Raw genomic sequence first — 13,205 nt, forward strand, 5'->3', positions numbered from 1 at the left:
CTCTTGGCTGGCGCTCGGCGTCAATGCAGCACGGTCAAACCAGCATAGCAGCCGATATCGGTGCGCACGGCTTGGCGCGAGCGGCGGTTTCGGGCCATGCTGTGGCGCGCCGGCCCCAGGCACCCAACCAGCGGACGATCAATGCACGATGAGCCAATTGCCCTTTCTGCCATTTTCCAAACCGGTCATTGATGAAGCCACGATTGCCGCCGTGGGCGAGGTGCTGCGCTCCGGCTGGATCACCAGCGGCCCCAAGGTTCAGGCCTTTGAGGCGCAGTTGTCGGAATATTTCGGCGGGCGTCCGGTTCGCACCTTCAACTCCGGCACCTGCACCATGGAAATCGCCTTGCGCATCGCCGGCATCGGCACGGGCGACGAGGTGATCACCACGCCGATTTCCTGGGTGGCCACCGCCAACGTGATTCTTGAGGTCGGAGCCACACCGGTGTTTGCCGATATCGACCCGGTGACCCGCAACATCGATCTGAACCAACTGGAAGCAGCCATCACACCGCGCACCAAAGCGATTATTCCGGTGTATCTGGCCGGTTTGCCGGTGGACATGGATCGCCTGTACGCCATCGCCCGCAAACACAATCTGCGCATTGTCGAAGACGCGGCGCAGGCCTTGGGTTCGGGCTGGAATGGCCAGCGCATCGGCGCCACTGGAGACTTCGTGTCGTTCAGCTTTCAGGCGAACAAGAACGTGACCTGCGCCGAGGGCGGTTGCTTGGTGCTGAACACGCCCGAGGAAGCAAGGCTGGCGGAGAAATACCGCTTGCAGGGCGTCACCCGCAATGGCTTCGACGGTCTGGACGTTGATGTGCTGGGTGGCAAGTTCAACATGACCGATATCGCAGCCACCATCGGCCTTGGCCAATTTGCCCATATCGATGCGTTGACCGCCCATCGGCGTGAACTGGCCCGGCACTATTTCAAATGTTTCGGCGAGGACTTCGAAAGCACCTATGGCGCACAACTGCCGCCGGCGGATTTCGAGAACAGCAACTGGCACCTGTTTCAGTTGCTCTTGCCGGAGCGCAAGGATGGCCTGCCGGCGCGGGCGACGTTCATGGAGCAGATGCAGGCGCGGGGAATCGGGATCGGCTATCACTACCCGCCGATTCATTTGTTGAGCCTGTACCGCGAACGCGGTTTCAAGGAAGGTATGTTACCGGTGGCGGAACGGGTTGGACGGCTGATTGTGTCGCTGCCGATGTTCACGGCCATGAGCAGAGACGATGTCGAGCGCTCGGTGGCCGCCGTAAAAGCCGTACTGCACCACGCCTGACAGGCAGGCACACGCAACTGTGGCGAGGGGATTTATCCCCGATCGGCGGCGCAGCCGTCGTAATCCACCGCACTGGGTCTGCCTGATAATCCGATGCAGCACTTGGGGGCGGCTTCGCCCCCATCGGGGATAAATCCCCTCGCCACAGGCTTACTCGCCGATGGCAGCCTTGTAGGCGGCGGCGTCGAGCAGTTTTTCCAGATCAGCGGTGTTGCTTGGCTTGAGCTTGAAGATCCACGCGCCGTAAGGGTCGGAGTTGAGCAGTTCCGGTGAGCCGCTCAGCTCTTCGTTGACTGCAATGACTTCACCGGCGATTGGCGAGTAGATATCGGAAGCGGCTTTCACCGACTCGACCACACCGGCCTGATCTTCAGCAGCAAACACTTTGCCCACTTCGGTCAGCTCGACGAACACCACATCACCCAGCGCTTCCTGCGCGTGATCGCTGATGCCCACCGTGACGGTGCCGTCGGCTTCCAGACGTACCCATTCGTGACTTTCGGCAAAACGCAGTTCGGCAGGGATATCGCTCATCTTCGGTGTCCTCGAGAAATTGTCAGCGGTCGTGCCCGCCGGGAAAGGTTAGATCAAAGTTTTGCCATGGCGAACGAAGGTCGGTTTGACCACTCGTACCGGATACCACTTGCCACGGATTTCCACTTCGGCGCGGTCGGCGGTTGCCATCGGAACACGCGCCAGAGCAATCGATTTGCTTAGCGTAGGAGAGAAACTACCACTGGTGATCTCCCCTTCGCCAACATCGGCGATGCGAACCACTTGATGAGCGCGCAAAACACCCCGCTCTTCCAGCACCAGACCGACCAGTTTGTGCGCAATGCCGGCGGCTTTTTCCGCCTCTAGCGCGGCGCGGCCGATGAACTGACGCGAGACTGGCTCCCAGGCAATGCTCCAGGCCATGTTCGAAGCCAGCGGCGAAACATCCTGATGAATGTCCTGACCGTAGAGGTTCATCCCGGCTTCCACCCGCAGGGTGTCCCGAGCGCCGAGACCAATCGGGGAAATGCCTGCACCGACCAGATCGTTGAAGAACGCCGGCGCCTGATCGGCCGGCAGGGCGATTTCCAGACCATCTTCACCGGTGTAGCCGGTGCGGGCAATGAACCAGTCGCCGTCGGCGTGGGCTTCGAAAGGCTTGAGGTGCTGGATCAGCGCGGCGCGGGACTGGGTCACCAGCTCGGCAATCTTGTGCCGGGCCTGCGGCCCCTGAATGGCCAGCATCGCCAGCTCCGAGCGTTCGTGCAATTGCACGTCGAAACCGCCGAGCTGCGCCTGCATCCACGCCAGATCCTGATCGCGGGTGGAGGCGTTGACCACCAGGCGATAACCGTCGTCGAGGCGGTAGACGATCATGTCGTCGACGATGCCGCCACGCTCGTTGAGCATGGTGCTGTACAAGGCACGGCCGGGGCGGTGCAGGCGTTCGACGTCATTGGCCAGCAAATGCTGGAGCCAGGCTTTGGCCTGGGCACCGGTGACGTCGATAACGGTCATATGGGAAACATCGAACACCCCGCAATCGCGGCGCACTTCGTGGTGCTCCTCGACCTGCGAGCCGTAATGCAGTGGCATGTCCCAACCGCCAAAATCGACCATCTTCGCGCCAAGGGCGAGATGCAGGTCATACAGAGGCGTACGCTGTCCCATGGGTTTCTCCTTCCGGGCGTGGCGAGGGTGCGGACAGCCGCTGCACGGGTGAAAGCCTTGAAATAGAGGGCTTTCAGCCAATCCCAGCGAACAGATCTGTCAGACGAACCGCACCGAATGCCGCGCATTGTAGCCGCATGATTCAGGACTGACGACTAAGTGTTTCGATGCGCCGAGCGGCGGATCAGGCCAATGACCGGCAATAGTCCGACCAAGACAAGCGTCAATGCCGGCAGCGAAGCCCTCGCCCACTCGCCTTCGCTGGTCATTTCAAAGATGCGCACCGCCAGCGTGTCCCAGCCAAACGGGCGCATCAGCAGGGTCGCAGGCATTTCCTTGAGCACATCGACGAACACCAGCAACGCCGCACTCAGGGTGCCGGGTAGCAACAGCGGCAGATACACTTTGAAAAACAGTCGCGGCCCACTGACACCCAGGCTACGTGCCGCTTCGGGCAAAGACGGCCGTATACGCGCCAGACTGTTTTCCAGCGGGCCATATGCAACGGCAACAAAGCGCACCAGATACGCCATCAGCAACGCCGCCAGACTGCCGAGCAGCAGCGGTTTGCCGGCACCACCGAGCCAGCCGGAAAGCGGGATCACCAGTTCGCGATCCAGATAACTGAATGCGAGCATGATCGACACCGCCAGAACCGACCCCGGCAAGGCGTAGCCAAGGTTGGCCACACTGACGCCTGAGCGGATCGCCCGGGTCGGCGCCAGCCGTCGGGCGAAGGCCAGCAATAACGCGACGCTGACGGTGATCAGCGCAGCCATCCCGCCCAGATACAAGGTATGCAGGATCAACCCGGCGTAGCGCTCGTCCAGATCAAAGCGACCGCGCTGCCAGAACCACACGATCAGTTGCAGCAGCGGAATGACGAAGGCGCAGGCGAATACCAATCCGCACCAGCTCATTGCCGCGAACGCCTTTAACCCGCGCAGGTGATACAACGCCTTGACTCGCGGCCGCTCGTTGCTAGCCCGATTGGCCCCGCGTGCGCGACGTTCGCCGTAGAGCACCAGCATCACCACCAGCAGCAACAGGCTGGCCAGTTGCGCCGCGCTCGACAGGCTGAAAAAGCCGTACCAGGTTTTGTAGATCGCGGTGGTGAACGTGTCGAAGTTGAACACCGAGACCGCACCGAAATCCGCGAGGGTTTCCATCAGCGCCAGCGCCACACCCGCACCAATGGCCGGACGCGCCATCGGCAACGCCACACGCCAGAACGCTTGCCACGGCGACTGGCCAAGCACCCGCGCGGCTTCCATCAGGCCTTTGCCTTGAGCAAGGAACGCAGTGCGCGCCAGCAGGTAGACGTAGGGATAGAAAACCAGCACCAGCACCACGATCACACCGCCGGTGGAGCGCACGCGTGGCAGGCGCAGGCCAGTGCCGAACCATTCGCGCAGCAGGGTTTGCACCGGGCCGGCGAAGTCCAGCAGGCCGACGAAGACAAACGCCAGCACGTAGGCAGGAATGGCGAACGGCAGCATCAGCGCCCAGTCGAGCCAGCGTCGGCCGGGGAATTCGCAGAGGCTGGTGAGCCAGGCGAGGCTGACACCGAGCAGCGTCACACCGATGCCGACGCCGAGTACCAGCGTCAGAGTGTTGCCCAACAGGCGCGGCATCTGGGTTTCCCACAGGTGCGACCAGATCTGTTGATCGATGGTTTGCCATGAGAGCAGCAGAACGCTCAGGGGCAACAGCACCAACGCGGCGATGGCGAAGACGATGGGGTACCAGCGGCGTTGGGCGGGGTGGGCCAAGGAAACTATCTCGTTCAAATGATTGTGCCCACGCTCTGCGTGGGCACACATCCTGTGACGCTGCTCGTCACGGTTTCAGCGAATCGACGCGGAGCGTCGAGGGATGCATTCCCACGCGGAGCGTGGGAACGATCAAATTATACGCAAAGCCTCAGTTCCAACCCGCCCGATCCATCATCCGGATCGCCTCGGCCTGACGCTTGCCCGCCACTTCCACCGGCAAGGTGTCGGCAATGAACTTGCCCCACGCCGCCACTTCTTCCGAAGGCGCAACCTTCGGGTTGGCCGGGAACTCCTGGTTCACGTCAGCGAAGATTTTCTGCGCTTCGGGCGTGGTCATCCACTCGACCAAAGCCTTCGCCGCTTCAGGGTGCGGTGCATGTTTGGTCAGGCCAATACCCGATAGATTGACGTGCACGCCGCGATCCGCCTGGTTCGGCCAGAACAGTTTCACCGGCAGCTCCGGCTTCTGCTTGTGCAGGCGGCCGTAGTAGTAAGTGTTGACGATGCCGACATCGCACTGCCCGGCGTTGATCGCTTCCAGCACCGCGACGTCGTCGGAGAACACATCGGTGGACAGGTTGTTGACCCAGCCCTTGAGGATTTTTTCCGTCTTCTCGGCGCCGTGGACTTCGATCATGGTCGCGGTCAGCGACTGGTTGTAGACCTTTTTCGCCGTGCGCAGGCACAGGCGCCCTTCCCAGTTCTTGTCGGCCAGCGCTTCGTAGGTGGTCAACTCGCCCGGCTTCACGCGCTCGGTGGAGTAAGCGATGGTACGCGCGCGCAGGCTCAGACCGGTCCAGGCGTGAGTGGACGAGCGGTATTGCGCGGGAATGTTGGTGTCGATGGTTTTCGAGGTGAACGGCTGAAGAATGCCCATTTGCTCGGCCTGCCAGAGGTTGCCGGCGTCGACGGTCAGCAGCAGGTCAGCGGTGGCGTTTTCGCCTTCGGCCTTGATGCGCTGCATCAGCGGCGCTTCCTTGTCGGTGATGAACTTGATCTTCACCCCGGTCTTGGCAGTGTAGGCATCGAACACCGGTTTGATCAGTTCATCGATACGCGAGGAGTAAACCACTACCTCATCGGCGGCCTGGGCGGCGGTGCTGCCAATCAGGGTCAGGGCCAGTGCGGTCAGAAGACGCTTGGGTGCCAACATGGGAGTGGTCTCTCGGTCGGGAAATGTGGGTCAAATGATAAGGACTCACATTTAGCTTCTCAATCGAACACTTCCTCAAGGAGTTACCAGATGTTGCACAAATGCAGACCTCAGGGTTTAGCGAGCGCCGGAAGGTCGCCGGTCAACCCGAGGGCTTCGCGCACAAACAACGCCTTGGCCTCAGGCATTTGCTCCACCAGCTTCAACCCGGCATTACGCAACCAGCGCACCGGCAGCGGATCAGCCTGGAACAAGCGCTCGAAGCCTTCCATCGCCGCCATCAGCGCCAAATTGTGCGGCATGCGCCGACGCTCGTAACGGCTCAGCACCTTCACATCCGCCAGTCGCTCGCCACGCTCGGCCGCTTGCAGCAGCACTTCCGCCAGCACCGCCGCATCGAGGAATCCAAGGTTCACCCCCTGCCCCGCCAACGGGTGAATGGTGTGCGCCGCATCGCCGATCAGCGCCAGCCCTTCGGCCACATAACGCTTGGCGTGACGCTGACGCAGCGGCACGCACAGTCGCGGATCAGCACTGACGACTTCGCCGAGGCGACCCTCAAAGGCACGCTCCAGCTCACGGCAGAAGTCCGCCTCACCCAGCGCCATCAAACGCTCGGCTTCGCTCGGCGTGGTCGACCAGACGATCGAGCACCAATCCTGCTGCCCGTCGCGTTCCAGCGGCAGGAATGCCAGCGGCCCGTGATCGGTAAAGCGCTGCCACGCAGTCATCTCATGCGGTTTACTGCTGCGCACGCTGGTGACGATGGCGTGATGCAGGTAATCCCACTCGCGGGTGGCGACGCCGGTCAGGCGGCGCACTGCCGAGTTGGCGCCATCCGCCGCGATTACCAGCGGCGCGCGCAATTTGCGACCATCGGCCAGGGTCAGCAGCCAGTCGTCACCGGAGCGGCGCATCTGCTCCAGCCGCGCGTTGGCCAGCATGCCGAGATCGCAATCGTGCAAACGATCGAGTAAGGCATCCTGCACCACGCGGTTTTCGACGATATGGCCGAGTACCTCGGCATGCACACTGCTCGCCGAAAAGTGAATCTGCCCGGTGCCGCTGCCGTCCCAGACGTGCATGTCGGTGTACGGACTGCTGCGTCGCTGGGCGATGCCGTCCCACACGCCGAGGCGTTCGAGAATGCGTTGGCTGGCCGCCGACAGCGCACTGACACGCGGCTCAAATGGCGCTTGAGCATCGAACGGTTTGACGCTCAAAGGGCTGCCGTCGAGCAGCAGGACTTCCAGCCCGCTGTCCTGCAACGCCAGCGCCAGGGCGCTGCCGACCATTCCGGCTCCGACAATCAGCAGATCTGCGCGCATTTCCATGCTTTAAGCCTGTCTCGCTTGCGGCTTGAGCCGCACGTAAAGGGTTTTACCGACCCGCGCGACAAGGTTGCCGGCGCCGTCATGAATATCGACCTGCAACTGCGGCAGGTATTTCTCGCCATTGGCGGTCTGCCGGCGGACCTCGTCGAGCAAGGTCTCGTCGATGTTGAACCGGGCGAACACCGGGCCTTTGCCCGGCGCGATGAAATCGATGTCGGCGGCCTTGTCCCAGACGATGTAACGCGACCCGAGGTTTTCCATCAGCATCAGCATGAAAAACGGATCGACCATCGAATACAGGCTGCCGCCAAACTGGGTGCCAACGTAGTTGCGGTTGTACAAGCCCAGGCCCATCGACACCTGTACATCGCGAAAGTCATCACTGATGTGTCGCACACGCACGCCGGCGCCGAGGTAGGGCGGATAGAACGTCATGATCCAACGCATCAACCGCGCCTTGCCGAACGTACGGATCAGCCAGTTACGCATCCGGGCGTGTTCCCAGGCCCATGGCCTGACGGGCGAACCAGCGCTTGGCCGGCGGCAGCAGATCGAGACCGAGCAGGCCGATGTTGCGACCCAGCGAGACCAGCGGCTGGGTGCTGCCGAACAGGCGCGTGACCTGATCGGAGAAGCCCACGGTGAGGTCTTGATCCAGACGCTGACGCTCGCGATACGCCTGCAACGTGGCGAAGTCGCCGGGCGGTTTGTCGCTGGCCAGCAACGCGGCGGCCAGAGCATCGGCATCGCGCAGGGACAGGTTGAAACCCTGCCCGGCAATCGGATGCAGGCTGTGCGCAGCGTTGCCGAGCACGGCCAGATGCGAACGCACTTGCTCTTCAGCTTCCACCAGCGACAGCGGATACAAATGCCGCGCGCCGACTTGTTTCAGGGTGCCGAGGCGGTAACCGAACACGCCCTGCAATTCACTGAGAAAATCGCGCTCACTCAAGTCGGCCAGACGTTGCGCGTCCATACCCAAACGGGTCCAGACCAATGCGCAGCGGTTTTCCGGCAGCGGCAGCAGTGCCATCGGCCCGTCGTCGGTGAAGCGCTCGAAGGCCATGCCGTTGTGCGCTTCGCTCGGGGTGATGTTGGCGATCAGCGCACTCTGGTTGTACGGACGTTTGCGCACATTGATGCCTAACTGCTCGCGCAGCCCCGAACGGCCGCCATCAGCGAGCACCGCGAGGTCGCACTCAATGGTGGTTTCATCGTTGAGGGTCAGGCGATAACCGTCAGGCAGCGGCTCCATGCGCGTGACTTCTGCCGGACAGCGCCAAGTGATCACATCTTTATCAATGTGTTGCCACAGGCACTGGCCGAGCCAGGCGTTCTCCACCACATAGCCAAGCGCCGGCACACCCTCTTCCATCGCCGACAAACGCGCGGTGGAGAAGCGGCCACGGTCGGAGACATGAATCTGTTTGATCGGCTCGGCGCGGCGGGAGATTTCCTGCCACACGCCCAACCGCTGATAGATTTGCCGCGAACCAAAGGACAGCGCCGAAGAGCGCGCATCGTAGCTCGGCTGCCAACTGTTGCCGGGGGCGAACGGTTCGATCAAGACGATTTTCCAGCCACGGGCCTTGGCCCCGGCCTGCAAGGCCAACGCCAGACTGGCGCCGACCAGACCACCACCGATGATTGCCAGATTGACTCGACTCATGCCGCGTGTGTCCGCGCTTGCGCCATCAGTGCTTCGATGTCGGCGACGGTTTTCGGTACGCCGTTGGTCAGGATTTCACAGCCAGTCTTGGTCACTACCACGTCGTCCTCGATGCGCACGCCAATGCCGCGCCATTTCTTCGCTACGTTCTGATTGTCCGGGGCGATGTAGATGCCCGGCTCCACGGTCAGCGCCATGCCGACCTCGAGCACGCGCCATTCGCCGCCAACCTTGTACTCGCCGACGTCGTGTACATCCATGCCCAGCCAGTGGCCGGCGCGGTGCATGTAAAAGGCTTTATAGGCTTCCGTCGCGATCAACTCGTCGACGTCGCCTTGCAACAGCCCCAGTTTCACCAGCCCGGTGGTGATCACTCGCACCGTGGCTTCGTGCGCTTGGTTCCAGTGTTTGTTCGGGGCGATTTCGGCGAATGCGGCTTCCTGCGAAGCCAATACCAATTCATAGATCGCTTTCTGCTCGGGCGAAAACTTGCCGTTTACCGGCCAGGTGCGAGTGATGTCGCTGGCGTAGCAGTCGATCTCGCAACCGGCGTCGATCAGCACCAGATCACCGTCCTTGAGCAACGCGTCATTCTGCTGGTAATGCAGGATGCAGCTATTGCGCCCGGCGGCGACGATCGAGCCGTAAGCCGGCATTTTCGCCCCGCCCTTGCGGAATTCGTAATCGAGTTCGGCCTCCAGGCTGTACTCGTAGAGCCCGGGACGACTGGCCTGCATCGCGCGGATGTGGGCCTGGGCCGAGATTCGCGCAGCCTCGCGCATCACCTTCACTTCTGCCGCCGACTTATACAGGCGCATGTCGTGGAGCAGATGATCCAGGGCAACGAATTCATTCGGCGGCTGGGCGCCGAGGTGCGCTTTGGAGCGGATCACGTTGATCCAGTCCATCAGGTGTCGATCAAATTCAGGGTTGCTGCCCATTGCCGAATACACCCGGTCGCGCCCTTCGATGAGGCCCGGCAGGATGTCGTCGATGTCGGTGATCGGGAAAGCATCGTCGGCACCGAAGTCGCGGATTGCACCTTCCTGCCCTGCGCGCAGGCCGTCCCACAATTCGCGTTCGGCATTGCGTTCACGGCAGAACAGCACGTATTCCCCATGCTCGCGGCCGGGCATCAAAACGATGACGGCTTGCGGCTCGGGGAACCCGCTGAGGTACTGAAAATCGCTGTCCTGACGGTAGACGTGCTCGACGTCGCGGTTACGGATAGCAACTGCGGCGGCAGGCAGGATCGCGATGCTGTTGGGTTCCATCTGCGCCATCAGGGCCTTGCGGCGACGGCTGTATTCCGCTTTCGGGATATGGGTCATGGGCAGATGGCTTTCCCTGGCTCGCGATTAATGCAGCGACGGCTTGGCGGCTGGCGGCACGTCGGCTTTTTTGGTTTCCGAAAACAGCAGCAACGGCGCAACGCGCAGGTACTCCATGACTTCCATGTAGTCGGTTTCGCCGTCTTCGGATTCTTCCAGGGCGTCTTGCACTTGGGAAATTGCTGCCAGATCCTGCAGCACTTCGGTGGCTTCGGTGCTGAGCATGCTGCTGTCGCGGCAGTTCAGGCCGAACCCGCTGAGGAAGCCCTGGCACCATTCGCCCAGTGCAGCGGCGCGGTCAGCAAGAGGCGCGTCATCGGTTGGCAGCAGCAGGACGACAGTGACGTCGTCGCCGGTCAGCTCGCCTTTGACCATCTCTTGCAGGCCGATCAGGGCGTTGCGGACGTTGTCCTGAATGTCGCCTTCGAGCAGTTCGGCGGCGTCGATCAGCCAGCCTTCGTTATCGAAGCCGGCACCGGCGCAACTGCGTCCGAGCAACTGGCCATGCAGTTCGGCAGGCGAGACGTTGTGGCCGCTGGAGGTCAGCAGGGTGGCAAAGGCTTGGTACGGGGAATTCGCAATGGTCATGGGCAGCTAGGCGCCAGACGGCGCTATGTCTAGAATGAAGGCCTTGTATCCTACATCGACAGACTCGCCAAGACTATTAAAGGCTGTCCGCCAGCTAACCCATCAGACAGTGAACCCAATGGAAGACAACGACCTGCAAGCGCTGATGGCCAGACTCGAGCTGCTGATTGGCCGAGTCGAGCAACTAAAGAGTCAAAACGCACTCTTACTAGCTCAGGAAAAGACCTGGCGCGAGGAACGCGCTCACCTCATTGAAAAAAACGAAATCGCCCGGCGTAAGGTCGAATCGATGATTTCGCGCCTCAAGGCCCTGGAGCAAGACTCATGAGTTCAAGCAATAGCGTTACCGTGCAGATCCTCGACAAAGAATATTCGATCATCTGCCCGCAGGAAGAGCGCAGCAACCTGGTCAGTGCCGCGCGCTACCTGGACGGCAAGATGCGCGAGATCCGCAGCAGCGGCAAAGTCATCGGTGCCGACCGCATCGCCGTGATGGCCGCACTGAACATTACCCATGACCTCTTGCACAAAGAAGAGCGTCCGGACATCCAGGCCAGCGGCTCGACCCGTGAACAGGTGCGCGACTTGCTTGATCGTGTCGATCTGGTCCTCGCCGACGATCCGGACATCAGCAAGGGCTGATTCGCCAGACCGCTTGAGGTATACTCGCGGCACTCCCTGGGGTGCTTGCCAGTTGACGATGTCCCTGAGCCGATTCGCACTACCCTGGAAGTTGCACGTTGGGCTGGTGTGCATGTCCGCCAGACGGAAAGCCTTAAAGTCTACTGCATCTTCCACCTTGAACTTTCGGGTTCAAGGGCTAAGTTGACAGCGGTTCATCCGGGGAGCCTGATTCGAATCCGATGTCGGTGTATGCCGACATCGGATTTTTTATGCGTACGTTTTTGCACCCACCCTGCCGAAGCCGAACCATGACCGAACCCTCGCTGCTGCCCCGCCCGCAACTCCGCCGCCTGCTGCGCAAGGCGCGCCGCTCACTGACTCCCGGTGAACAACGTCAGGCCGCCAAAGGGCTGTTTCGGCAATTGGCGCAAGACCCGCACTTTCGTCGGGCCAAACATATCTCCCTGTACCTGCCTACCGACGGTGAAATCGATCCGCGCTTGCTGCTGCGTGAAGCGCAGCGTCGGGGCAAGGCCACGTATCTGCCGGTGCTCAGCGCCTGGCCGCGAACCAAAATGGTCTTTCAGCGCATCCATCCAGGCGAAAAACTCAAACCCAACCGTTTCCGCATTCTCGAGCCTCGCGCCAATCTGGCTCGCCAGCGCAAGATCTGGACGCTGGATCTGGTGTTGTTGCCGCTGGTGGGATTTGACGACGTCGGCGGACGGCTGGGGATGGGCGGCGGTTTCTATGATCGTAGCCTGGCGTATCTGGCGCGGCGCAAGAACTGGCGCAAGCCGACGCTATTGGGCCTGGCCCATGAATGTCAGAAGGTCGAACGACTGGCGCAGGCGAGCTGGGATGTGCCGTTACAAGGCACGGTCACTGACAAGGCGTGGTATTTCGCGGGATAGACGCCGCAGGGTACAGCGGCGTCGGGAGAGCAGTTTCAGCGCTTGAAGGCTGTCGACTGTTGAACCTGTTGCGCCACTTCAATCGGCGCGTCGGTCTTGTTGGACCACAGGCTCTGCGCATAACCGGTGGTCACGACGCCCAAGCCGAACAAAATAACCAAAGTCCATAGCAAATCCGGTTTGCGTTTCATCGATTGCCCCCCTCAAGGCACATCATCACGATGACAGCAGCGGTTTCCGTTCGTAGGCCGTGCAGCAGCGTCAAGCTTTAAAGGCCGGCATTTTGCGACAACGTGAACCTGCGCGCAAACGCTGACGTCAACCGACTGTCGGTTTGTCATAAAATTGCCCGACAACTTGCCCAAAGAACGCTTCAGGAGCAAAGACCATGGCCTATTGGCTGATGAAATCCGAGCCGGACGAACTCTCGATCAAAGGTTTGGAAAAACTCGGTAAAGCGCGCTGGGACGGGGTTCGCAACTATCAGGCGCGCAATTTCCTGCGGACGATGGCAGTTGGCGATGAGTTCTTTTTCTATCATTCCAGCTGCCCGGAGCCGGGGATTGCCGGAATTGGAAAAATAATCGAAGCGGCGTACCCGGATCCCACCGCACTGGAACCGGAAAGCCACTACTTCGACCCGAAGGCTACCCCCGAGAAAAACGCCTGGAGTGCGATCGATGTCGCCCATGTCGAGACGTTTGGGCGGGTATTGAAGCTCGATTACCTGAAGCAGCAGACGGCGTTGGCGCAAATGCCGCTGGTGCAGAAGGGTTCGCGGCTGTCGGTGATGCCGGTGACGGCGGAGCAGTGGGCGGCGGTGCTGGGATTGCGGTAACGGCCACAAAAAAGATCGCAGCC

Annotated in this window: 15 protein-coding genes and 1 other RNA gene; 6 read left to right on the forward strand and 10 right to left on the reverse strand. The window is 61.2% G+C overall.

The window, feature by feature from the left end:
• Positions 1-148 precede the first annotated feature (148 nt).
• Positions 149-1,291 carry a DegT/DnrJ/EryC1/StrS family aminotransferase gene (locus ACA069_RS27345; RefSeq protein ID WP_489880602.1) on the forward strand — a complete coding sequence of 381 codons (1,143 nt, stop codon included), beginning with the start codon at positions 149-151 and terminating at the stop codon, positions 1,289-1,291.
• 150 nt (positions 1,292-1,441) lie between these two features.
• Here ACA069_RS27345 and gcvH read toward each other — a convergent pair whose 3' ends face one another.
• The 9 genes from gcvH to ACA069_RS27390 form a co-directional block, all read right to left on the reverse strand.
• Positions 1,442-1,825, reverse strand: coding sequence for a glycine cleavage system protein GcvH (gene gcvH, locus ACA069_RS27350; RefSeq protein WP_401264480.1), 384 nt, complete (start codon positions 1,823-1,825; stop codon positions 1,442-1,444).
• Between the two features lie 48 nt (positions 1,826-1,873).
• Entirely contained in the window at positions 1,874-2,956 is a 1,083-nt protein-coding gene (gene gcvT / locus ACA069_RS27355) for a glycine cleavage system aminomethyltransferase GcvT (RefSeq protein WP_497615568.1), read from the reverse strand.
• Between the two features lie 155 nt (positions 2,957-3,111).
• A complete protein-coding gene (locus tag ACA069_RS27360; RefSeq protein ID WP_489880601.1) occupies positions 3,112-4,728 on the reverse strand; it encodes an ABC transporter permease in 1,617 nt (538 codons plus the stop codon).
• Positions 4,729-4,879: 151 nt separating this feature from the next.
• On the reverse strand, positions 4,880-5,884 hold the full coding sequence (locus ACA069_RS27365) for an extracellular solute-binding protein (protein WP_489880600.1): 1,005 nt from the start codon (positions 5,882-5,884) through the stop codon (positions 4,880-4,882).
• Positions 5,885-5,994: 110 nt separating this feature from the next.
• Complete coding sequence (locus tag ACA069_RS27370; protein ID WP_497618316.1) at positions 5,995-7,212, reverse strand: 2-octaprenyl-3-methyl-6-methoxy-1,4-benzoquinol hydroxylase; 1,218 nt, start codon at positions 7,210-7,212, stop codon at positions 5,995-5,997.
• 9 nt (positions 7,213-7,221) lie between these two features.
• The gene (locus ACA069_RS27375) at positions 7,222-7,707 is read right to left on the reverse strand and encodes a DUF4442 domain-containing protein (RefSeq protein WP_497615569.1); all 486 of its coding nucleotides are present in this window, start codon (positions 7,705-7,707) and stop codon (positions 7,222-7,224) included.
• Entirely contained in the window at positions 7,700-8,887 is a 1,188-nt protein-coding gene (gene ubiH, locus ACA069_RS27380) for a 2-octaprenyl-6-methoxyphenyl hydroxylase (protein ID WP_497615570.1), read from the reverse strand. The genes ACA069_RS27375 and ubiH overlap by 8 nt, the downstream gene beginning before the upstream one ends.
• Positions 8,884-10,218: a Xaa-Pro aminopeptidase gene (gene pepP, locus ACA069_RS27385; protein ID WP_489880598.1), complete on the reverse strand. Its 1,335-nt coding sequence runs from the start codon at positions 10,216-10,218 to the stop codon at positions 8,884-8,886. Before pepP ends, ubiH begins: the two co-directional genes overlap by 4 nt.
• A gap of 27 nt (positions 10,219-10,245) precedes the next feature.
• A complete protein-coding gene (locus ACA069_RS27390) occupies positions 10,246-10,806 on the reverse strand; it encodes a YecA/YgfB family protein (protein WP_187678204.1) in 561 nt (186 codons plus the stop codon).
• Between the two features lie 118 nt (positions 10,807-10,924).
• Here ACA069_RS27390 and ACA069_RS27395 point away from each other — a divergent pair, with 118 nt between their 5' ends.
• The 4 genes from ACA069_RS27395 to ACA069_RS27410 all read left to right on the forward strand — a co-directional run bounded on the left by ACA069_RS27395 (position 10,925) and on the right by ACA069_RS27410 (position 12,344).
• Positions 10,925-11,134 carry a TIGR02449 family protein gene (locus tag ACA069_RS27395; RefSeq protein WP_016985919.1) on the forward strand — a complete coding sequence of 70 codons (210 nt, stop codon included), beginning with the start codon at positions 10,925-10,927 and terminating at the stop codon, positions 11,132-11,134.
• Positions 11,131-11,448 (forward strand): cell division protein ZapA, encoded by a 318-nt coding sequence (locus ACA069_RS27400; protein WP_007967943.1) that lies wholly within the window; start codon positions 11,131-11,133, stop codon positions 11,446-11,448. The genes ACA069_RS27395 and ACA069_RS27400 overlap by 4 nt, the downstream gene beginning before the upstream one ends.
• A gap of 30 nt (positions 11,449-11,478) precedes the next feature.
• Positions 11,479-11,657: non-coding RNA, 6S RNA (ssrS, locus tag ACA069_RS27405), on the forward strand.
• 81 nt (positions 11,658-11,738) lie between these two features.
• Positions 11,739-12,344, forward strand: coding sequence for a 5-formyltetrahydrofolate cyclo-ligase (locus ACA069_RS27410; RefSeq protein ID WP_401264492.1), 606 nt, complete (start codon positions 11,739-11,741; stop codon positions 12,342-12,344).
• Positions 12,345-12,379: 35 nt separating this feature from the next.
• Here ACA069_RS27410 and ACA069_RS27415 read toward each other — a convergent pair whose 3' ends face one another.
• A complete protein-coding gene (locus tag ACA069_RS27415) occupies positions 12,380-12,535 on the reverse strand; it encodes a hypothetical protein (RefSeq protein WP_095186895.1) in 156 nt (51 codons plus the stop codon).
• 197 nt (positions 12,536-12,732) lie between these two features.
• On the opposite strand from ACA069_RS27415, the gene ACA069_RS27420 reads away from it, so the two are divergent.
• On the forward strand, positions 12,733-13,182 hold the full coding sequence (locus ACA069_RS27420; RefSeq protein ID WP_187678207.1) for an EVE domain-containing protein: 450 nt from the start codon (positions 12,733-12,735) through the stop codon (positions 13,180-13,182).
• The last annotated feature ends 23 nt before the right edge of the window (positions 13,183-13,205 follow it).

The sequence above is a fragment of the Pseudomonas sp. LBUM1652 genome, from assembly GCF_059716105.1.

Excerpts from the sequence above, each read along its gene's own strand:
- pepP (WP_489880598.1), bottom strand. The coding sequence starts at position 10,218 with ATGACCCATATCCCGAAAGCGGAATACAGCCGTCGCCGCAAGGCCCTG.
- ACA069_RS27400 (WP_007967943.1), top strand. The coding sequence starts at position 11,131 with ATGAGTTCAAGCAATAGCGTTACCGTGCAGATCCTCGACAAAGAATAT.
- ACA069_RS27420 (WP_187678207.1), top strand. The coding sequence starts at position 12,733 with ATGGCCTATTGGCTGATGAAATCCGAGCCGGACGAACTCTCGATCAAA.
- ACA069_RS27390 (WP_187678204.1), bottom strand. The coding sequence starts at position 10,806 with ATGACCATTGCGAATTCCCCGTACCAAGCCTTTGCCACCCTGCTGACC.
- gcvH (WP_401264480.1), bottom strand. The coding sequence starts at position 1,825 with ATGAGCGATATCCCTGCCGAACTGCGTTTTGCCGAAAGTCACGAATGG.
- ACA069_RS27375 (WP_497615569.1), bottom strand. The coding sequence starts at position 7,707 with ATGCGTAACTGGCTGATCCGTACGTTCGGCAAGGCGCGGTTGATGCGT.
- gcvT (WP_497615568.1), bottom strand. The coding sequence starts at position 2,956 with ATGGGACAGCGTACGCCTCTGTATGACCTGCATCTCGCCCTTGGCGCG.
- ACA069_RS27415 (WP_095186895.1), bottom strand. The coding sequence starts at position 12,535 with ATGAAACGCAAACCGGATTTGCTATGGACTTTGGTTATTTTGTTCGGC.
- ubiH (WP_497615570.1), bottom strand. The coding sequence starts at position 8,887 with ATGAGTCGAGTCAATCTGGCAATCATCGGTGGTGGTCTGGTCGGCGCC.
- ACA069_RS27410 (WP_401264492.1), top strand. The coding sequence starts at position 11,739 with ATGACCGAACCCTCGCTGCTGCCCCGCCCGCAACTCCGCCGCCTGCTG.
- ACA069_RS27370 (WP_497618316.1), bottom strand. The coding sequence starts at position 7,212 with ATGCGCGCAGATCTGCTGATTGTCGGAGCCGGAATGGTCGGCAGCGCC.
- ACA069_RS27395 (WP_016985919.1), top strand. The coding sequence starts at position 10,925 with ATGGAAGACAACGACCTGCAAGCGCTGATGGCCAGACTCGAGCTGCTG.
- ACA069_RS27365 (WP_489880600.1), bottom strand. The coding sequence starts at position 5,884 with ATGTTGGCACCCAAGCGTCTTCTGACCGCACTGGCCCTGACCCTGATT.
- ACA069_RS27345 (WP_489880602.1), top strand. The coding sequence starts at position 149 with ATGAGCCAATTGCCCTTTCTGCCATTTTCCAAACCGGTCATTGATGAA.